Source organism: Pseudomonas sp. SK3(2021) (assembly GCF_016772375.1).
GTDB classification, from domain to species: Bacteria; Pseudomonadota; Gammaproteobacteria; order Pseudomonadales; family Pseudomonadaceae; genus Aquipseudomonas; species Aquipseudomonas chlororaphis_I.
On record NZ_CP061943.1, the window covers coordinates 452678 to 472192 of the forward strand.

The 19515-nt window shown below is 63.5% G+C and carries 21 protein-coding genes and 1 tRNA gene; 19 read left to right on the forward strand and 3 right to left on the reverse strand.

Translation table 11 applies throughout. From position 1 onward, the window contains the following. Nucleotides 1–8 precede the first annotated feature (8 nt). The 3 genes from IF690_RS01990 to IF690_RS02000 all read left to right on the forward strand — a co-directional run bounded on the left by IF690_RS01990 (nucleotide 9) and on the right by IF690_RS02000 (nucleotide 1562). The gene (locus IF690_RS01990; protein WP_202701260.1) at nucleotides 9–590 is read left to right on the forward strand and encodes an RNA polymerase sigma factor; all 582 of its coding nucleotides are present in this window, start codon (nucleotides 9–11) and stop codon (nucleotides 588–590) included. After that, nucleotides 587–1306 carry a hypothetical protein gene (locus IF690_RS01995; protein WP_202698638.1) on the forward strand — a complete coding sequence of 240 codons (720 nt, stop codon included), beginning with the start codon at nucleotides 587–589 and terminating at the stop codon, nucleotides 1304–1306. Before IF690_RS01990 ends, IF690_RS01995 begins: the two co-directional genes overlap by 4 nt. 82 nt (nucleotides 1307–1388) lie before the next feature. After that, nucleotides 1389–1562, forward strand: coding sequence for a hypothetical protein (locus IF690_RS02000; protein ID WP_202698639.1), 174 nt, complete (start codon nucleotides 1389–1391; stop codon nucleotides 1560–1562). Nucleotides 1563–1651: 89 nt separating this feature from the next. Here IF690_RS02000 and IF690_RS02005 read toward each other — a convergent pair. Continuing rightward, a tRNA-Arg gene (locus tag IF690_RS02005) sits at nucleotides 1652–1728 on the reverse strand. Between the two features lie 234 nt (nucleotides 1729–1962). Here IF690_RS02005 and IF690_RS02010 point away from each other — a divergent pair. From IF690_RS02010 to IF690_RS02065, 12 genes are all read left to right on the forward strand, one after another. Further along, nucleotides 1963–2676 (forward strand): Crp/Fnr family transcriptional regulator, encoded by a 714-nt coding sequence (locus IF690_RS02010; protein WP_202698640.1) that lies wholly within the window; start codon nucleotides 1963–1965, stop codon nucleotides 2674–2676. A gap of 89 nt (nucleotides 2677–2765) precedes the next feature. Beyond that, nucleotides 2766–3296, forward strand: coding sequence for an RNA polymerase sigma factor (locus IF690_RS02015; RefSeq protein WP_252189526.1), 531 nt, complete (start codon nucleotides 2766–2768; stop codon nucleotides 3294–3296). A 119-nt stretch (nucleotides 3297–3415) separates the two neighbouring features. Continuing rightward, entirely contained in the window at nucleotides 3416–3643 is a 228-nt protein-coding gene (locus tag IF690_RS02020; RefSeq protein WP_023969933.1) for a RebB family R body protein, read from the forward strand. 18 nt (nucleotides 3644–3661) lie between these two features. After that, nucleotides 3662–4339 (forward strand): hypothetical protein, encoded by a 678-nt coding sequence (locus IF690_RS02025; RefSeq protein ID WP_202698642.1) that lies wholly within the window; start codon nucleotides 3662–3664, stop codon nucleotides 4337–4339. Between the two features lie 101 nt (nucleotides 4340–4440). Further along, the gene (locus IF690_RS02030) at nucleotides 4441–5079 is read left to right on the forward strand and encodes a C40 family peptidase (RefSeq protein WP_023969935.1); all 639 of its coding nucleotides are present in this window, start codon (nucleotides 4441–4443) and stop codon (nucleotides 5077–5079) included. 34 nt (nucleotides 5080–5113) lie between these two features. Further along, complete coding sequence (locus IF690_RS02035) at nucleotides 5114–5578, forward strand: hypothetical protein (protein WP_202698643.1); 465 nt, start codon at nucleotides 5114–5116, stop codon at nucleotides 5576–5578. Between the two features lie 84 nt (nucleotides 5579–5662). Next, nucleotides 5663–5977 (forward strand): RebB family R body protein, encoded by a 315-nt coding sequence (locus tag IF690_RS02040; RefSeq protein ID WP_009046381.1) that lies wholly within the window; start codon nucleotides 5663–5665, stop codon nucleotides 5975–5977. A gap of 52 nt (nucleotides 5978–6029) precedes the next feature. Then, entirely contained in the window at nucleotides 6030–6341 is a 312-nt protein-coding gene (locus tag IF690_RS02045; RefSeq protein ID WP_009046382.1) for a RebB family R body protein, read from the forward strand. Between the two features lie 368 nt (nucleotides 6342–6709). Next, entirely contained in the window at nucleotides 6710–7636 is a 927-nt protein-coding gene (locus tag IF690_RS02050) for an IS110 family RNA-guided transposase (protein ID WP_202698644.1), read from the forward strand. 311 nt (nucleotides 7637–7947) lie between these two features. After that, on the forward strand, nucleotides 7948–9390 hold the full coding sequence (gene gabD / locus IF690_RS02055; protein WP_007930336.1) for an NADP-dependent succinate-semialdehyde dehydrogenase: 1443 nt from the start codon (nucleotides 7948–7950) through the stop codon (nucleotides 9388–9390). 186 nt (nucleotides 9391–9576) lie between these two features. Further along, on the forward strand, nucleotides 9577–10854 hold the full coding sequence (gabT, locus tag IF690_RS02060; RefSeq protein WP_202698645.1) for a 4-aminobutyrate--2-oxoglutarate transaminase: 1278 nt from the start codon (nucleotides 9577–9579) through the stop codon (nucleotides 10852–10854). 139 nt (nucleotides 10855–10993) lie between these two features. Next, nucleotides 10994–12208 (forward strand): response regulator, encoded by a 1215-nt coding sequence (locus IF690_RS02065; RefSeq protein WP_202698646.1) that lies wholly within the window; start codon nucleotides 10994–10996, stop codon nucleotides 12206–12208. Nucleotides 12209–12394: 186 nt separating this feature from the next. Here IF690_RS02065 and IF690_RS02070 read toward each other — a convergent pair whose 3' ends face one another. Beyond that, complete coding sequence (locus IF690_RS02070) at nucleotides 12395–13387, reverse strand: GGDEF domain-containing protein (RefSeq protein ID WP_202698647.1); 993 nt, start codon at nucleotides 13385–13387, stop codon at nucleotides 12395–12397. Between the two features lie 249 nt (nucleotides 13388–13636). After that, a complete protein-coding gene (gene desA / locus IF690_RS02075; RefSeq protein WP_009046387.1) occupies nucleotides 13637–14821 on the reverse strand; it encodes a delta-9 fatty acid desaturase DesA in 1185 nt (394 codons plus the stop codon). Between the two features lie 145 nt (nucleotides 14822–14966). On the opposite strand from desA, the gene dibA reads away from it, so the two are divergent. The 4 genes from dibA to cysT all read left to right on the forward strand — a co-directional run bounded on the left by dibA (nucleotide 14967) and on the right by cysT (nucleotide 19508). Continuing rightward, nucleotides 14967–16886, forward strand: a complete 1920-nt coding sequence (dibA, locus tag IF690_RS02080; protein WP_202698648.1) for a phosphodiesterase DibA — start codon at nucleotides 14967–14969, stop codon at nucleotides 16884–16886. Nucleotides 16887–17201: 315 nt separating this feature from the next. Continuing rightward, on the forward strand, nucleotides 17202–17384 hold the full coding sequence (oscA, locus tag IF690_RS02085; RefSeq protein ID WP_009041629.1) for a sulfur starvation response protein OscA: 183 nt from the start codon (nucleotides 17202–17204) through the stop codon (nucleotides 17382–17384). A 153-nt stretch (nucleotides 17385–17537) separates the two neighbouring features. Next, entirely contained in the window at nucleotides 17538–18548 is a 1011-nt protein-coding gene (locus IF690_RS02090) for a sulfate ABC transporter substrate-binding protein (RefSeq protein WP_202698649.1), read from the forward strand. Nucleotides 18549–18689: 141 nt separating this feature from the next. Next, nucleotides 18690–19508, forward strand: a complete 819-nt coding sequence (cysT, locus tag IF690_RS02095; protein WP_202698650.1) for a sulfate ABC transporter permease subunit CysT — start codon at nucleotides 18690–18692, stop codon at nucleotides 19506–19508. Nucleotides 19509–19515: the final 7 nt, after the last annotated feature.

The window sequence follows — 19515 nt, forward strand, 5'->3', positions numbered from 1 at the left end:
GCACGACCATGCCTGCGGTGAACCGGTCAGGACCCGCCAGCAGCGACGAAACGCTGCTGGCGCATTATCGCGCGGGTGACAGCGCCGCCTTCGAGGTGCTCTACCAGCGCCATCGCCAGGGGCTGTACCGGTTTCTGCTGAGCCTGTGCGACAAGGCCGAACTGGCCGACGAGGTCTATCAGGACACCTGGCTCAGCCTGATCCGCACCACCAGCGCGCCACAGGGCCGGGCCAGCTTTCGCACCTGGCTGTACCAGATCGCCCGCAACCGCCTGATCGACCACTGGCGCAAGCACGGCCTGCGCAACCCGTTGCACGACAGCTATGACGAGCAACTGCATGACCTGGCCGATGACGCCAGCGGCCCGGAACAGCACCTGAGCCTGAGCCGTGAACGGCAACGCATCGACGCCGCCTTGCAGGATCTGCCCGCCGACCAGCGCGAGGTATTCCTCCTGCGTGCCCATGGCGAACTGGAATTGCCGCAGATCGCCAGCCTTACCGATACACCGCTGGAAACGGTGAAAAGCCGTTTCCGTTATGCGCTGAAAAAACTGCGTCGGCTCCTGGCCGAGGAGGTACTGACATGACTGACGCCCGACAGCTTCCGCCCACCGAAGAAGAGCGCATGCTCGAGCATATTCGCCAGCACAGCCACGGCGAACCGCCGGCCAGCCTCGACGCCCTGATCATGGCCACGGCCCGTCGCGAAGCCCCGTCGCCCCGGCCTTCCCTGTGGCAACGCTGGTTCGATCTGTGCCGCCAGCCGCGCTGGCAAGTGGCGTTTGCCGGTCTGTTTGGCGTGACCCTGTTGCTGGGCGTGTTGCAGCGCACGCCAGAGCCTGCGCCCCGCCAGCTGCTCGCCCCGGCGCCCATGGCCAAGGCCGCGGCCCCCCAGCTGGCGCGCCGCCAGGCCGAATCCACGACGGCCTCCGCGGACTCGGCCCTCGCGGAATCAAGCATGGATGCATCGGACCGCTTCGAACTGGCCGCCACGCCGCCTGCCGCCGGCGCCTTGTCGGCCCCTGCTCCCGCCGCCCCCGCGGCAGGCTTGCCGCTGACCCGGGCCACCGAAGTCTTCGCCGCCGAGCCTTATGAATCCCTGGGGCGCCTGGCGTCGTTCCCGGGCAAGGAGCAGGGCGAGCGCGAGGCGCCGGAGTCGATCCTCGACGACGCCCTGCGCGAGGTGTTGCGGCTGCGCAAGACCGGTCAGGACAAGATCGCCGACCAATACATCGGCGCGCTGAAACAACGCTTCCCCCATGAGGACATCGACGCCCGCCTGCGGGTTTTGCAGCAACCCTGAGGGCAAAACGCGCGCAAGTCATGGCCTGGCACGGTGAAAGCGCGCACTATCGAGCCAGTTTCCTGAAAGTGAGAGGCTGGCCATGGCGCCACGCATCGACCGTATTGCCGCACTGCTGAATTGCCCGACCAAGGGCGCGGAGATCCGCCAGGCCATCAAGGAGAGTCGCAAGGACTTTTTATTGACGGAGGACGAGGAGGTGCCGGGCGGGGAGGTAGAGGGTGATTCTGCCGAGGCGAATGACCTGCCTGAGTGAAAAAACGCTGCAGCATCCAGGCAAGCAACCCAAACGCCACAAACGAAAAAGCCCCAGGTCATCTGACCTGGGGCTTTTGCGTTTCTAGCTGGCGCACTCGGCGGGATTCGAACCCACGACCCCTGCCTTCGGAGGGCAGTACTCTATCCAGCTGAGCTACGAGTGCAGTGCGGGCGACATCATACCCATGTCGGCCTGGGGCGTCCATGCGGTTTTTTTTCGCGTGATGATTGGTCGTCGCCTCGTTGTTTATCTTGTCCTTTGCGATACCCGAAAGCCCCCTTCGCCCTCTTCACAAGTCCTCCCATCGGACGTCCCTTTGTTTGCTTTGCTCTATGGCATCAAGCGCTCCAACCGCTGCGTGCCCGCGCAGCGATTTCCTACCAGTCAAGGCGAACGCATGCATTCAAAAGGCGCGGTAATGCTCGATTTTTCGTTGCGTCAGACTCTGCTGGCACGCTCCGATCTGTTCAGGGGGCTGCCGGACACATTGATTTGTTATGTGGCCACCCATGCGGTGGAGCGCACATTGAGTGACCGGGAGGTGCTCTACCTCAAGAGCGAGCCCCTGGACTTCATCGCGCTGGTCGCCGAGGGGCAGGTGTATTCGGTGATTCATGGCCCGGACGGGCGCGAGCAGATTGTCGGCAGCGCCAGCGTCGGCCAGGTGGTGGGCGAGTCGGCGCTGATCGAGGGCCACGCCCGGGAAACCTCGGCGTTCGCCTGCGGCCCGACCCGGGTGCTGCTGTTGGGGCGGCGGCATTTCCGGGTGCTGTACGACGAGCCGCTGTTCTGGCAGCGGGTCCTGATGTTGCTGATGACGCGCCTGATGAAGGTCCTGGAGTTGCTCGAACTGGTTTGCCTGCATCGCCTGGAGTCGCGGTTGGCGCGGTTCCTGCTGGCCAATATCGATGACTTCGAGCTGGCCCCGGTGACCTGTGCATCGGTGCCGCGCAACCAGGGCATCCTGGCCTCGATGCTCAACACCAGCCGGCCGAAGCTGAATGTCCAGTTGCAGCTGTGGCGGCGTTCGGGGGTGATCAGCTGCCAGAGCGGACGGCTGGTGATCAACGATGTCGAGCATCTGCGGCGCAAGGCCTACTCGCTGAATTAATTGCCCAACTGTTCCCCAGGTAACAGCGAATGCCTGCTGCGCGATCAGAGACTGTCGGCTCATCAAGGAGTGCACAGGGAGTGCTGGCGATGGGATCTTTTCGTGAAGTGGCGGCGGTCGATCAGTTGTTCGAGGCAAGCTGGCGAGCGGTGTACCCCGAGCTGATGCGCCGGGCCAACCGGCGAGCCAGGGGCAACTTGGCATTGGCCCAGGAATGGCTGTCCAATACGGCCGTGAAAGCCCTGCTGTTCTTCAGGCGTTCCCCGGAACGCATACGAGAGCCGCAGGGTTTTCTGTTTCTGGTGCTGGACCACGTCTTTCTCGACAGCCTGCGGCGCAGCAAGCGCGAAGGGCAACTGTTCGATCATTCGGTCGACCTTGGGCACGATCACCAGGCCCTTCTCGCCACGCCTTGCCTGTCGGTACTCGAGTACGTCGAGCAGTTCGAGCGACTGGCGCAGTTGGGCCGTCGCGTGGAGCGGTTGCCCTTGCCCCAGCGACGGTTGTTTGAAATGCGTTTTGTCGAGGAACTGCCGTACCCGCAGATCGCCGCCGAACTGGGCATCGCCCAACCCCTGGTGCGCAAGCGCGTGCAGTTGCTGCGCGAGGCGCTGCGCTGACAACACTTTTGCCTTCACAGCCGCGGGTGGCGGGCGTTCTTGTTTCATGAGCACCTGAAACCGTCGACGAGTTCACCGCCAGCGCGCCTGCGCTGGCGTCTTCCATCAAGGAGAGATGTATGCCAGAGGTCAACAGCCAGATTACCGACGCGGTAACCCAAACCAACGTCAAGGTGGTGGCCGAGGCGCCGGCCCAGGCCATTGCCTCGCTGTACCAGGTGGCCAGCCATTCGGCGGGGTTGTCCCTGCAGAACGCGGTCAACAGCCAGCAGGCGTTGAATCAGATCTCCAACGCGGTGATCTCCAAGGCTGTGTCGCTGATCATGCAGATCGGCGAGAAGGCCTGACGCCTGGGGAGACACCTCATGTTCTGGTTCAAGAAAAAACCTGCCGCCGCTGCCGAGCCGGAGACTGACGCCACGCCGGCGACCGACCCCGAGGCAGCCGATTCCAAGCCGACCAACCCCGAAGCCGCTGGCCCTGCGGCTGCTGGCCCCCAGGTTGCCGATCCCACCGCTGCGGGCGACACCCCGCCACCGAGCGCTCCCGCCAAGCCGCCGCGCACGGTGATGGACCGCATGAACGAGCACCTGCTGGCCCAGGTCGCGGCGCCGCCGACCGGCAGCACCGATGCGCTGAACAGCCAGATCGTCGAGGCGGTGCAGTTCACCAACGCGCAGACCTTCAGCTATGCCCCGGCGCAGATCGCCATTGCCCCGGACATGATGATCAGCCAGGCCGCCGGCCTGGTCGCGCAATCGGCGGCGGGTTACTTCGACGGGGTCAGCAAGCTGGCGCTGGCGGCCCAGGCGGTGTTGCTCGAGCAGATGACGAAAAACATCGTCGAGAACCATCCCGAAAAAGCCGCCGAGGATGCCCTGGGCGCCCTGGCCACCGATCTGCTGGTGGGGGCCGCCGCCGCTGTCGCCGCGGCCGCCGGAGCCCTGGAAGCGACAGCGGCGGGCGTGGCCATCGACAAGATCGACGAGAGCATCGCCAAGTACAGCAGCACCCTGGCCAATCGCTCCGCGCCGCCGTCCTGATTCACGCCGCCCTGGCGTCATGGGCATCGAGTCCCGGAACCCCTCCGGGACTGTGCAGCAGCACGTTCAACAAGCACTTTTCTTCAATGAGGAGCGACATCATGCAGCCTGGAGATATTGTTTTTTCGGTAGCCCAAGTGGACGACAAGCTGTCCACCAGCATTCCCCGCGCGTTCATTCGCGCGGGGCAGTGGATCAAGGCCAAGATGTTCGGCGACGGTTCGCCGAATGTGCCCGTGGTGCACGCGGCCATCGCGATCAGCGATACCTGTGTGATCGAAAGCGTCGGCAGCGGCATCCAGATGACCGACCTGTCGAGCGAGGCGGTCAAGCGCTCGGCGATGGTCTATTCCTGCGCTGACGATGATCTCGCCCGGGCCGCCGTGGTGGCCGCCGAGCAATTCAACGGCGACGTCGGCAGCACCCAGATCAGTGGCCGCTACAGCGTGTGGAACGCGGCCTTGTCGGTGTTCAAGCGCACCCCGTTCACCCCCGAGCTGCAGGCGCGGATCAACGAGTCGGTGGCGATCGGCAACGTCTCGTTCTGTTCGCAATTCGTCGCCAACAGCTACGAGGTCGGCAACCTCTACAACAACGCCAACCTGCTGCCACCGCCGCCCGCGGTCTTCGATACCCGGCCCACCGCCATGACCCCCTGGGACCTGGCCTCGTCCTGCGACAGCGACGGCAAGTTCTACTTCGCCGGTTTCTGGCAGGACGGCATCGAGGTGCGGCTTTAGCGGCGCGGCCCCGTGCCTGAAGGAGGACATCCAGATGCCCCAGGAAAACCAGGACTCGCTCGCGGGTCTCTACCAATTGGCCGACGCGCTCAACCTGAGCCTGTCCGCGGGTGAAAAGCAGATTCTCGAAGCCTGGATGCGCAGTCAGCCGCAGACGGGGGTCATCGACCAGGTGCTCACCCAGACCCAGCACCTGATCGACACCGAGAAACAGCGCACCAGCGAGTTGATGGCGCAGGCCAAGGCCAATGAAGGCGCGCTGCAGCAGAGCGCCCAGCAGCGCGAAGCGGTGATTCGCCAGTGGCTGGCGGCCAAGCAACAGGCGGCTGCCGTCGAGGCGGCCGCCAAGCCCGCGCAGGTGCTGACGCCCGAGCAGACCGAGCTGATCCAGCAGGCGGTCAATGCGGCCGTCCAGGCGCGGATGCAGGGGCTGGTCGAGCAGGTCGAGGCAGTGATTTCCCATCTCGGCCAGCCAGCCGGCGCCCCGGCGGAGCATTGAGCGTTTGCGTGTTCACAGCCTGTGTTTTGCCACGTTCATTGATTAACACGGAACCCGCCGTGTACTAACAAAGGAAGTTGAACCATGCCATTAGTCAACGAGCAAATTACCGACGCGGTCACCCAGACCAACGTCAAAGTGGTGGCTGAAGCGCCAGCGATGGCCATGAGCACCATCTACCAGTCCATGGCCCAGGCCACGGCGATCCTGTTCCAGAACTCCGTTTCTGCGCAGCAGCAGCAAAACACCCTGGCCCAGGCGGCCACCAACCAGGGCGTGATGCAGATCTACAGCGTCGACACCACCGCCGGCGCGGCAGCCACCGAAAAAGTCGCCCAGGGCGGCGTGGCCGATAACCTGACCAGCCTGCTGACGATCCTCAAGTCGTTCAACCCTTGATCGGGCGAGCGTTAACGGAAGTTGTCCTTTCTTGAAATAAGGAGTTTCACCTATGAGTACAGTCAGTCCGCAAATCACCGATGCCGTCACCCAGACCAACGTCAAGGTCGTTGCCGAAGCGCCGGCCATGTCGATGGGCACCATCTACCAGTCAATGGGGCAATCCGTAGCGATCCTGTTCCAGAACTCGGTCTCGGCCCAGCAACAGCAAAACACCCTGGCCCAGGCGGCCACCAACCAGGGCGTGATGCAGATCTACAGTGTCGACACCACCGCCGGCGCCTCGGCCACCGAAAAAGTGGCCCAGGGCGGTGTGGGCGACAACCTCACCAGCCTGCTGACAGTGCTCAAGTCGTTCACTTAAGACCTGGCCCTGAGAAAACCCCGCAGCCTTCCGGCTGCGGGGTTTTTTGCGTTTGGGCAACGCCAGCCCAACCCTCTTGCAGGAGCGAGCTTGCTCGCGATAAAGGACGCCCATTCGACACCCATGTCGACCGTCAGGCCGCCATCGCGAGCAAGCTCGCTCCTTATCTGTTCTAGATCTGCCAGATTGGGTGTCGAGAGTCGGCATGGACGATCGCTAGCTCCTAGATTCAAACGATCGTGCTGTAGCAAGGTCTCCATGCCGATCTCTCCTCAACTACGCCCGTACAGTTGCTCGAGCCGACACTCGAAGATAAGGCTGGGCTGCCGAGGAGAACTCTCGACGTCTCAAGACTAGAGGAGATCATCATGGGTTGCATAGGCGCCGGTATCGATGTGAGCAAGGACACTTTGGATGTGAAGGTGGACAAACATGGACCACAACTACACACCTCCAATGATTCGGCAGGATGGCAGCAGGTGATTGCTTGGCTAACGCCATTCGCTCCTCAGCAAGTGGTCCTGGAAGCAACCGGTGGCTATGAGCTGCAAGCGTTGAAGGCGCTCTATGCCGCTGGCTTGCCCATGGTCAGAGTCAATCCTCGACAGGCTCGGGACTTTGCTCGTTCAACAGGCCAGTTGGCGAAAACCGACCGCCTGGATGCTTGCGTCCTTGCCCATATGGCAAGCGTCCTCAAGCTCAATCGCTATCAGCCCCCAAACGAAGAAACTCAGTTTCTGCACGCTTGTCATCGCCGCCGCCAGCAAGTGGTGCAAATGCTGGCGGCAGAAAAGCAGCGGCGACGTCTGACTGAGCAACCGGCCATGCGTTTAATGCTTGAACGCAATATCCAGCGCCTGGAAGCCGACCGAGACGAGCTGGACATGCACATTAGCGAGCAGCTCAAGGGGTCGGTACAGGCCCAGGTGGCCTCGGCGATCAAAGGTGTTGGCCCTGTTGTTCTCTCGACTCTTGTTTGTGACATGCCTGAGCTAGGCCATTTGAATCGCAAGGCGATTGCCAAGCTCTACGGTGTAGCGCCACTTGCCAAAGATAGCGGCAGGTCCCATGGGCGACGGATTACCTGGGGTGGTCGGGCCAATCCGCGAGCGATGATCTACATGGCGGCTTTGAGTGCGGTTCGCTATGACCCGGTGCTCAAAACGTTTTACGAGGGGCTGGTTGGTCGGGGCAAACCAAAGAAGCTGGCGCTGGTCGCTGCCATGCGCAAGCTCATCACAATTCTGAACGCGCGAATGCGCGAAGCCTTCCAGGCTTCTGCGCAAGTCACGTGAGAAACACAGTTGCTACAGGGAGGGCGTCTGCCCCCAACCGCCGGGGCGGTGTCGTTGATCCGAAAGATTCTGCCAAAGCGGCGTTTTCGTTCTTTTTTTCGAACAGCCTATTGCCCTGTCCCCCGGTTGACCCTAGGATTCGTTTGAGATTTCAAACGCTCTTGTCTGAGAGCCGATCCGCCCGTCTATTCTGACAGGCGCTATTTCTGTGCTTGAGCCCGGTAACAGTTTTTCCTGACGGCAGCCTGTCAAGGCGCCTTTCAACAATCACAATTCGCTCCGCCCCGCGCGGTGCTGTTAAGGAAACCGACATGCAGCTTAAAGACGCCCAGTTGTTCCGCCAGCAAGCCTTCATCGATGGGGCTTGGGTCGACGCGGATAACGGCCAGACCATCAAAGTGAACAACCCGGCCACGGGCGAAATCCTCGGCACCGTGCCGAAGATGGGCGCCGCCGAAACCCGTCGCGCCATCGAAGCCGCCGACAAGGCCCTGCCGGCCTGGCGCGCGCTGACCGCCAAGGAGCGGGCGACCAAGCTGCGTCGCTGGTATGAGCTGCTGATCGAAAACCAGGACGACCTCGGTCGCCTGATGACCCTGGAGCAGGGCAAGCCACTGGCCGAGGCCAAGGGTGAAATCGCCTACGCCGCCTCCTTCATCGAATGGTTCGCCGAAGAAGCCAAGCGCATCTACGGCGACGTGATTCCCGGCCACCAGCCGGACAAGCGCCTGATCGTGATCAAGCAGCCGATCGGCGTGACCGCGGCCATCACTCCGTGGAACTTCCCGGCGGCGATGATCACCCGTAAAGCCGGCCCGGCCCTGGCCGCTGGCTGCACCATGGTGATCAAGCCGGCCTCGCAGACCCCGTTCTCCGCCCTGGCCCTGGTCGAGCTGGCGCACCGCGCCGGCATCCCCAAAGGCGTGCTGAGCGTGGTGACCGGCAGCGCCGGCGACATCGGCGGCGAGCTGACCAGCAACCCGATCGTGCGCAAGCTGTCCTTCACCGGCTCGACCGAGATCGGTCGCCAACTGATGGCCGAATGCGCCAAGGACATCAAGAAAGTCTCCCTGGAGCTGGGCGGCAACGCGCCATTTATCGTGTTCGACGACGCGGACCTGGATAAGGCCGTCGAAGGCGCGATCATCTCCAAGTACCGCAACAACGGCCAGACCTGCGTCTGCGCCAACCGCCTGTACATCCAGGATTCGGTCTACGACGCCTTCGCCGAGAAGCTCAAGGCCGCGGTGGCCAAGCTGAAGATCGGCAACGGCCTGGAAGACGGCACCACCACCGGTCCTTTGATCGACGAAAAAGCCGTGGCCAAGGTCCAGGAACACATCGCCGACGCCCTGGGCAAAGGCGCGACCCTGCTGGCCGGCGGCAAGCCGATGGAAGGCAACTTCTTCGAGCCGACCATCCTGGTCAACGTGTCGAAAGACGCGGCCGTGGCCAAGGAAGAAACCTTCGGCCCGCTGGCGCCGCTGTTCCGTTTCAAGGACGAAGCCGAAGTGATCGCGATGTCCAACGACACCGAGTTCGGCCTGGCCTCGTACTTCTACGCTCGCGACCTGGGCCGTGTGTTCCGTGTGGCCGAAGCCCTGGAGTACGGCATGGTCGGCGTCAACACCGGGTTGATCTCCAACGAAGTCGCGCCGTTCGGCGGCATCAAGGCTTCGGGCCTGGGCCGTGAAGGCTCCAAGTACGGCATCGAGGATTACCTGGAAATCAAATACCTCTGCCTGGGCATCTGATACTCGCGCCAAGGCATGGTTTTAAACGCCAGGGGCACGAGAGCGCTGTCCCCTGGCGTGCTGCAAACGCTATTTGAGTAGTGGCCGGGATAGCCGGGGCAGTCGATCATCGCATGCTGCCGCGGTTGCCTCCCCGCCACGTCATCCTTGAACCACGCCGACCGATGAGCGGCGAATGAGGACACTATGAGCAAGACCAACGCATCCCTGATGAAACGCCGTGAAGCCGCCGTACCGCGCGGTGTTGGCCAGATTCACCCGATCTTCGCCGACTCCGCGAAGAATGCCACGGTAACCGACGTTGAAGGTCGCGAGTTCATCGACTTCGCCGGCGGTATCGCCGTGCTCAACACCGGTCACCTGCACCCGAAAGTCATCGCCGCCGTGACTGCGCAGCTGAACAAGCTGACCCACACCTGCTTCCAGGTGCTGGCCTACGAGCCTTACGTGGAACTGTGCGAAAAAATCAACGCCAAGGTGCCGGGTGATTTCGCCAAGAAAACCCTGCTGGTGACCACCGGCTCCGAAGCCGTGGAAAACTCCATCAAGATCGCCCGTGCCGCCACTGGCCGCGCCGGCGTGATCGCCTTCACCGGCGCCTACCACGGCCGCACCATGATGACCCTGGGGCTGACCGGCAAGGTCGTGCCTTACTCGGCCGGCATGGGCCTGATGCCCGGCGGCATCTTCCGCGCGCTGTACCCGAACGAGCTGCACGGTGTGAGCATCGACGATTCGATCGCCAGCATCGAGCGCATCTTCAAGAACGATGCCGAGCCTCGTGACATCGCCGCGATCATCATCGAGCCGGTGCAGGGCGAAGGCGGTTTCTACGTCGCGCCTAAAGAGTTCATGAAGCGTCTGCGTGCCCTGTGCGACCAGCACGGCATCCTGCTGATCGCCGACGAAGTGCAGACCGGCGCTGGCCGTACCGGCACCTTCTTCGCCATGGAGCAGATGGGCGTTGCCGCCGACCTGACCACCTTCGCCAAGTCCATCGCCGGCGGCTTCCCGCTGGCGGGTGTCTGCGGCAAGGCCGAATACATGGACGCCATCGCGCCAGGCGGCCTGGGTGGCACCTACGCCGGTAGCCCGATCGCTTGCGCCGCGGCCCTGGCCGTGATGGAAGTGTTCGAGGAAGAGCACCTGCTGGACCGTTGCAAGGCGGTCGGCGAGCGTCTGGTGACCGGCCTCAAGGCCATCCAGGCCAAGTACCCGGTGATCGGCGACGTGCGTGCCCTGGGGGCGATGATCGCGGTCGAGCTGTTCGAGAACGGCGACAGCCACAAGCCGAACGCTGCCGCCGTGGCACAGGTTGTCGCCAAGGCGCGCGACAAGGGCCTGATCCTGCTGTCCTGCGGCACCTACGGCAACGTGCTGCGCGTGCTGGTTCCGCTGACCGCGCCGGACGAGCAGCTGGACAAGGGCCTGGCGATCATCGAAGAGTGCTTCTCCGAGCTCTGATCCCGCCTGTGACCCGATCGACAAAAAGACCCGCTTCGGCGGGTTTTTTTGTGCCGATCGAGGCTGCGCAGTGCATTTGCGTTGTATGGAAGCCTCGGCATTGACTAAGGTGCAAGGGATTGCCCTGGGAGCGTGCTGCATGACTGCTGTGGATTTACCCGCTGTACCGCGAGTGTTGATTGCCGAGGCGGACCCTTGGTCTCGCGATTTGCTCAAGCAGGTGTTGTTGAGTGTGCGTTGCGACGCGCGGCTGGATGTGTGCGCCGACGGTCAGGAAGCCCTGCAATTGCTGGCCGAAAACCCCTATGACCTGGTGATCGCCGACTGGGAGTTGCCCGGCGTCGATGGCCTCGGCCTGCTGCGCAGCGTGCGCCAGCGCAAGCGCAACCCGGTGCTGCCTTTTATCCTCATGAGCACTCGCAACGACAGTGCCAGCGTGCGCGAAGCCCTGCCGCTGGCGCCGACGGCCTACCTGACCAAGCCGCTGAACATGGAGGGCCTGACCCAGCGCCTGCAGGACCTGCTGCTGGATGCTGGCCAGGAAGTGTCGTGCGAGGTTCCGACCCTGGCGCCGGGCATGACCCTGTGGACCTTTCTCGAGCGCCGTCGCGAGCTGGCCGACGGCGCGCCGTTGCTCGCCGATGTGCAGTTGGCGGTGAAGCGCAGCCTCAACCCCAACGGCCTCGACCTCAAGCTGCTGGAAGAAGAGGTGCGTACCGACCCGCAGATCACCGCGGTGCTGATCGCCGCGGCCAACAGCGCCGCCCAGCACCATGGCAATGCCGTGCAGACCCTGGCCCAGGCCCTGCACCGACTGGGTACCGGGCAGAGCATGAACCTGATTCTCGGCCTGGCGCTCAAGCGCAGCGCTCGCCTGAGCGACCCGGCCCTGGGCGATTACGCCGAGCGTTACTGGGAGCTGTCGCTGCACACCGCGGAATACGGCCGGACCCTGGCCCGCCTGCTGGACCTGGACCAGGAGCGCTGCTATTGCGCCGGCATGCTGCATCGCCTGGGTGACCTGGCGCTGCTGCGTTGCCTGCAAGAGTGGAAACAGGCCGGTGGCGCGCTGGATGACATGGAAGAGATCGGCGATGCCCTGGAACAGTTCGGCGCGGCCTACGGTTCGGCCTTGCGCACCCGCTGGCGCCTGCCGCTGGAGCTGCGCGAGCTGATTGCCTCGGCCTACCAGCTCGGTGGCGGGGTTTATTCCCGCGAGGCCCTGGTGATGAACCTCTCCGCCCAGCTCGCGCGCCTGCAGCCATCGGAGGGCCTCGAGGCGCTGGCCGACAGCAAGACCGCGCGCTTGCTCAAGATCGGCTTGCCGGAGCTGACCCGCCTGCGCAAAAGCTGATGCCTCGACCAGCGGCTGACGCAGCACATCTGTAGCCGCTGCCGAGCCCCGCGAGGCTGCGATCGGCTGCGAAGCAGCCGTAAAGTTCTTCCTGACAAAACGCGTACTCAGGTTTTGCGAGGACTTCGTCCTCGATCGCAGCCTCGCTGACGCTCGGCAGCGGCTACGGAGTTCCCGTGAGGTCGTCTACCCCGAAACGATCCGATTCTTGCCCTGGCGCTTGGCCTCGTACATCGCCGCGTCGGCGCGGGCGAAGAGGCTGTCGAGGTGTTCGTCGTCGGCGGTGAGGCTGGTCAGGCCCTGGCTGACGGTGATGCTGAACGGCTCCTCGCCATGGCTGAAGGTCAGGCGCTGGATTTCCCGTTGCAGGCGTTCGGCAACCTGGCGCGCCATGTCCGGGGCGCAGCCGGGGAAGAGGGCGGCGAACTCCTCGCCGCCGATACGCCCGAACAGATCGCCCCTGCGCAGGGTGGCGCGGCCGGTCTCGGCGATGCGTTGCAGGACGTTGTCGCCCTCGGGGTGGCCGTAGGTGTCGTTGACCACCTTGAAATCATCGATATCCAGCAACAGGAAGGCCAGTGGCGTGCCTTGCTGGCGCGCCTGTTTGAATTCGCGGTTGGCGCATTCGAAGAAGTGCCGGCGGTTGCTGCTCTGGGTCAGTACGTCGGTGGTGGCCAGGCGTTGCAGCTCGGTTTCCAGCTGCTTTTTCTCGGTGATGTCCTCGGCGAGGCCGACGATGATCACCCGGTCCCCGGGGGCGGCATTGCGATTGATGAAGCACTTGTCGCTGAGCCAGCGGACCTGGCCCCGGGCATCGATGATGCGGTACTCGCGGTCTTCCACCGCGCCTTTTTCCAGCACCTGGGCCAGGGTCCGCTCGGCATATTCGAGGTCGTCGGGGTAGACGCTGTCGCGCCATTCGTTGGCGTCGGCCAGCAGCAGGCCGGCGGAGCGCCCGAAGATGCGTTCATATGCCGGGCTGACATACAGCACCTGGCGGGCTTCCCAGTCGAAGGCCCAGAGCACGGCATTGACGCTGACCAGCAACGAGCTGAACAGTTGTTCGCGTTCCGTCAGCCGGGCGACCTCGCCCTGGGCGTGCATCAGCGCCATCAGGGTTTGCGCGGCCTCGGGCCATTGGGGAAAAGCGGATGGGAGATGTGGGTTCTTGTTGACCATCGGCACCGATCTCAAAGCGCATGCCGCTCGGGAAACGAAGCGGCCACAGAAAGCCCGCCTGGATGGCGAAGTGTTGCTTGAGATAGGGGATCGGCGACGAAGTTCCCGTTTCCCGAGGTCTGGGAGCCGGCACCCGCTGGGCGGTCACGGTGGCGCGGATGACGGGCTGGAACTCATGGGGCGGGGGCGAGTAGCGAAGCCCACTCGCCACGGCAGATGCGCTTGCCGTGGCGGGTGAACGGGCCAGTGTCAGGCGGTGGCGGGGCGCAGCGAGTAGGTTTTCAGCTGGCTGGCGAAGTCGCGCAGCGATTGGATCCCGCTGGCCTCGGCTTCGTGGACCCAGTCCTTGATCGCCGCCAGCATGTCGTGGCCGTTGGAGCTGGTCTTGGCCCAGATCTGTTGCAGCGCCAGGCGTTTTTCGTAGATCACTTTCAGGGCCTGGCTGTGTTCCAGCATGTTCTGGATGCGCGCATGGTGGCGCTCTTCCAGCAGGCTGGTTTCCCGCGACAGCAGGCGCTTGGCGCGGTGGAACTGATGGCGCACCGAGTGATCGACCTTGTCCAGCTCCTGCTTGACCAGCGGCGCGATCACCAGCTTGCGGTACTGGGCCATGATCTGGAAACGGTTGTTGAGGATCGCCATCGCCGTGTCCATGTCCAGGTGGCCCTTGCCTTCGACCCGGTGGGCGATCGGCGCGACCCGCTGCACCTTGGCCAGGCGCAGGAAGCTGAACACCTTGATCCAGGCCCAGCCCAGGTCGAACTCCCACTTCTTCACCGACAGCTTGGCCGAGTTGGGGTAGGTGTGATGGTTGTTGTGCAGCTCTTCGCCGCCGACCAGGATGCCCCAGGGCACCAGGTTGGTGGCCGCGTCGCGGCATTCGAAGTTGCGATAGCCGACCGCGTGGCCCAGGCCGTTGATCACCCCGGCGGCCCAGAACGGGATCCACATCATCTGGATCGCCCAGATGGTGATGCCGATGGTGCCGAACAGCAGCAGGTCGATCACCGCCATCAGCGCCACGCCGCCCAGCTTGTAGCGCGAGTAGAGGTTGCGCTCGATCCAGTCGTCCGGGCAGTTCTTGCCATAGATGCGCAGGGTTTCCGGGTTTTTCGCCTCTTCGCGGTACAGCTCGGCGCCTTTGCGCAGCACCGTGGACAGGCCCTTGATCACCGGGCTGTGGGGGTCGTCCGCGGTTTCGCACTTGGCGTGGTGCTTGCGGTGGATGGCCGTCCACTCGCGGGTGTTCTGCGCCGTGGTCAGCCACAGCCAGAAGCGGAAGAAATGTTTCAGGCCGGCGTTGAGCTCCAGGGAGCGGTGGGCTGAATAGCGATGCAGGTAAACCGTGACCGCAACGATGGTCACGTGAGTCATTAACAGGGTGACTGCCACCAGTTGCCAGGCCGACAAGCCAAGAAAACCTTCGTACCACATAGGCTGTAGGGCCCTCGATAAAGAAAAAACAGCAGTCGCATTATCACCAAGCCCACAGAGAAAACCAGTCGCCCTTTCAGATAAGAGTGGCGAGATGTTTCTTCCTCTATAATCCCTAGCTTTCCGTAAGGACATTGACGACCTTATGTCGGTTTCTTCTCGCGACGCTTTGCGCGCAGCCCTGCTCTATCTCTTGCTGTCTGTATTGTGGTTGCAGTTCAGTGGTCATTTATTGAGCAGTTTCTTCGATGAGTCGAACGATCTGGCGCGCTGGCAACTGATCAACGGGTATCTCTGGGCCCTGGTCAGCGCAGTCCTGATCTTCATCGCGCGGGGCCGTCTGTTGCGTTTGCTGGGCGCCGACTCCTGGCGGCATCACCGGCGCGAGGACCGCGAGCGTCTGCGCCAGGCGGCCGCGGTGTTCGATTGCACCCGCGAAGGGGTGCTGGTCAGCGATCGCCGGGGCCAGATCGTCCATGTGAATCGGGCGTTCATCGAGATCACCGGCTATCAGCGCGACGAGGTGCTGGGCCGCCAGCCGAGCCTGTTCAAGTCCGGGCACCACACGGCGGATTTCTACCAGGCCATGTTCGATTCGCTGAATGCCACGGGCGAGTGGAGCGGCGAGATCTGGAACCGGCGCAAATGCGGCGAGATCTACCCGCAGTGGCAGACCATCCGCGCCATCCGCGATGACGACGGCCAGCTCAGCCATTATGTCGCGGTGTTCTCCGACATCAGCGCGATCAAGGATTCCGAGCACGAACTGGCCCACCTGGCGCACCACGACCCGCTGACCGACCTGCCCAATCGCCTGCTGTTCACCGACCGCGCCGAGCAGGCCCTGGCGTCGGCGCAGATCCACAAGCGCGGCTGCGCGCTGCTGATGGTCGACCTGGATCACTTCAAGATGATCAACGACAGCCTCGGGCACAATGTCGGCGACCGCCTGCTCAAGGCCGTGGCCCAGCGCCTGCAAGGCATGTTCGGCCCGGGCATCACCCTGGCGCGGCTGGGCGGCGACGAGTTCGCCGTGCTGGTCGAGAGCTGCGCACAGCCGGGGCAGGCCGCGGTGCTGGCGCAGCGCATCATCGACGGGGTGAAGCAGCCTTTCCTGATGGACGAGAACCAGCTGTTCATCAATGCCAGCATCGGCATCAGCCTGTTTCCCAGCGATGCCCTGAGCGCCGAGCAACTGTTGCGTAATGCCGACACGGCGCTGTTCAAGGCCAAGAGCGCCGGGCGCGACAGTTACGCGCTGTACACCGAGGAGCTGACGGCACACGCCCAGCAACGGGTGGAGATTGCCTTCGAATTGCGCCGCGCCCTGGAGCAGCAGGAGCTGCGGGTGTTCTACCAGCCGGTGCACGACCTCGCCAGCAGCCGCCTGGTCGGGGTCGAGGCGCTGGTGCGCTGGGAGCATCCGCAACGCGGCCTGGTGCCGCCTGGCGAGTTCATTCCGATTGCCGAGCGCACCGGGCTGATCGCCGAGATCGATGCCTGGGTCATGCAGCAGGCCTGTCGGCAGATGTGCCAATGGCAGGCGGCCGGCATGGCGTTGTCCTTCGTCGCGGTGAACGTCTCCAGCCGCCTGTTCGCCCGCCGCGAGCTGTACCAGCAGGTGGCCCAGGTGCTGCACGACACCGGCCTCGACCCGGCCTACCTGGAGCTGGAGGTCACCGAAAGCGCGGTGATGGAAGACCCGGAAGTCGCCCTGGAGCAGATGCATCGCCTGCGCGAACTGGGGCTGCGCCTGGCCATCGACGACTTCGGCACCGGTTATTCCTCGCTGCTGCGGCTCAAGCGCCTGCCGGTGCAGAAGCTGAAGATCGACCAGGGTTTTGTCGCCGGCCTGCCGTGGGACGAAGACGACGCGGCGATCTCCCGGGTGATCGTCGCCCTGGCCCAGAGCATGGGCATGCAGGTGCACGCCGAGGGCATCGAGCAGGCGGAACAGGCGCACTTCCTGCTCGACCAGGGTTGCGACCTGGGCCAGGGCTACTGGTTCGGCCGCCCGGTGCCGGCGGCGCAACTGGAATGGGGCCGGGCGCCGCAGATCCACTGATTGCCGGGCTCGCATCGATTCCACCCACTGTAGCCGCTGCCGCAGGCTGCGATCGGCCCGGGCCGCGTTCGGAGGACGGCCGTGGCGCGCGTGAGGACGTAGGAGGACCTGCGGTCCTATCGCAGCCTGCGGCAGCGGCTACAGGGTTTTCTGCCGCCTGAAGAGACGCAACCCCGCGTCAATTCAGATAATGTTTTCTGGTTATATAAAAATTCTTAAATAGTATTTTTAAGAATATCTGCGCCTATCTACTATTGCCCTCACGCCGCAAGCAGTGCCGCCACTGCCAGGCACATCTCATTCAGGAGCAACACCATGAGCGCATCTCTTCGTAGCGTTGACGGCCAGGACGAACAAACCATCTTGCGCGAGATTCAAAGCGCGTTGCGCGACCTGCGTTTCGGCGCGGTGGAAATCACCGTGCACAACGCCCAGGTCGTGCAGATCGAACGCAAGGAAAAATTCCGCCTGCAAAACCCTGGCAATAAACCAAGCTGAATTTCCGCACGACCTCTCGCCGCGAGAGGCCCGACCGGACCACCGGAGGGCGTCATCCATGACCCCCAACCTCAACCCCAGCGTTCGCCCACGAATGCGGGCCTGATTCGCCATAAGAAAATGCCAGCACATTAAAAATTCGGGAGCTCCATCATGTCGTCGATTCGCCGTTATGCCCTGGCCGCCCTCGCCAGCGCCGTTTTTGCCGGTTCCGCCGTTGCCAAGGATTACGAGTTGCTCAACGTGTCGTACGACCCGACCCGCGAGCTGTACCAGGACTACAACAGCGAATTCGTAAGCTTCTGGAACAAGCAACACCCGGGCGACAAGGTCAAGATCCAGCAATCCCACGGTGGCTCGGGCAAGCAGGGCCGCGCGGTGATCGACGGCCTGCGCGCCGACGTGGTGACCCTGGCGCTGGCCGGCGACATCGATGAAATCGCCAAGCTCGGCAAGAGCCTGCCGGCCGACTGGCAAAAGCGCCTGCCGGATGCGAGCACGCCCTACACCTCGACCATCGTGTTCCTGGTGCGCAAGGGCAACCCCAAGGGCATCAAGGACTGGGGCGACCTGATCAAGAAAGACGTGTCGGTGATCACCCCGAACCCGAAAACCTCCGGCGGCGCCCGCTGGAACTTCCTCGCCGCCTGGGCCTATGGCTTGAAAGCCGGCGGCAGCGAAGCCAAGGCCCAGGAATACGTGAAGGAGCTGTTCAAGCACGTCCCGGTGCTGGATACCGGCGCCCGCGGCTCGACCATCACCTTCGTCAACAACGGTCAGGGCGATGTGCTGCTGGCCTGGGAAAACGAAGCCTTCCTGGCGCTGAAGGAAGACGGCGGCGCCGACAAGTTCGACATCGTGGTGCCTTCGCTGTCGATCCTCGCCGAGCCGCCAGTGGCGGTGGTGGACAAGAACGCCGAGAAAAAGGGCAACACCGAGATCGCCGAGGCCTACCTCAAGCACTTGTACAGCCCGGCCGGCCAGGAAATCGCGGCGAAAAACTTCTATCGTCCGCGGGACAAGGAGGTCGCGGCCAAATACGCTCAGCAGTTCCCGGAACTGGACCTGGTGACCATCGACAAGGACTTCGGCGGCTGGAAAACTGCCCAACCGAAATTCTTCAATGATGGCGGGGTGTTCGACCAGATCTACCAGGCGCAGTAAGCAACACTACCTGTAGGAGCGAGCTTGCTCGCGAAGATCGTCAACGATAACGCGTACATGCCGAATGAGCGCGGTGCCCTTGAGTTCTTCGCCAGCAAGCTCGCTCCTGCAATGGTATCTACCCGCTAACCAAGGACTTTTATGTCGCGTCGTATCTCCCCCGTCATACCCGGCTTCGGGCTGACGCTGGGCTACACCTTGGTGTACCTCAGCCTGATTGTGCTCATACCCCTGGCGGCGATGTTCGTGCATGCCGCCCAACTCACCTGGGATCAGTTCTGGGCCATTATCTCGGCACCGCGGGTCATCGCCGCGCTCAAGCTGAGCTTCGGCACGGCGCTGTACGCGGCGATCATCAATGGCGTGATCGGCACGCTGCTGGCCTGGGTGCTGGTGCGCTACAGCTTTCCCGGGCGCAAGATCATCGATGCGATGATCGACCTGCCGTTCGCCCTGCCCACCGCCGTGGCCGGTATCGCGCTGACCGCGCTGTACGCACCGACCGGCCTGGTCGGCCAGTTCGCCAGCGACCTGGGGTTCAAGATCGCCTACACCCCCCTGGGCATCACCCTGGCGCTGACTTTCGTCACCCTGCCGTTCGTGGTGCGCACCGTACAGCCGGTGCTGGCCGACATCCCCCGGGAAGTCGAAGAAGCCGCCGCCTGCCTCGGTGCCAGGCCCTGGCAGGTGTTCCGCCACATCCTGGTGCCGGCGCTGCTGCCGGCCTGGCTGACCGGTTTTGCCCTGGCCTTTGCCCGGGGCGTCGGCGAGTACGGCTCGGTGATCTTCATCGCCGGCAACATGCCGATGAAAACCGAAATCCTGCCGCTGCTGATCATGGTCAAGCTCGACCAGTACGATTACACCGGCGCGACCTCCATCGGCGTGTTGATGCTGGTGGTTTCCTTTGTCCTGTTGCTGCTGATCAACCTGCTGCAGCGGCGCATCGAAACCCCATAAGGAGGCG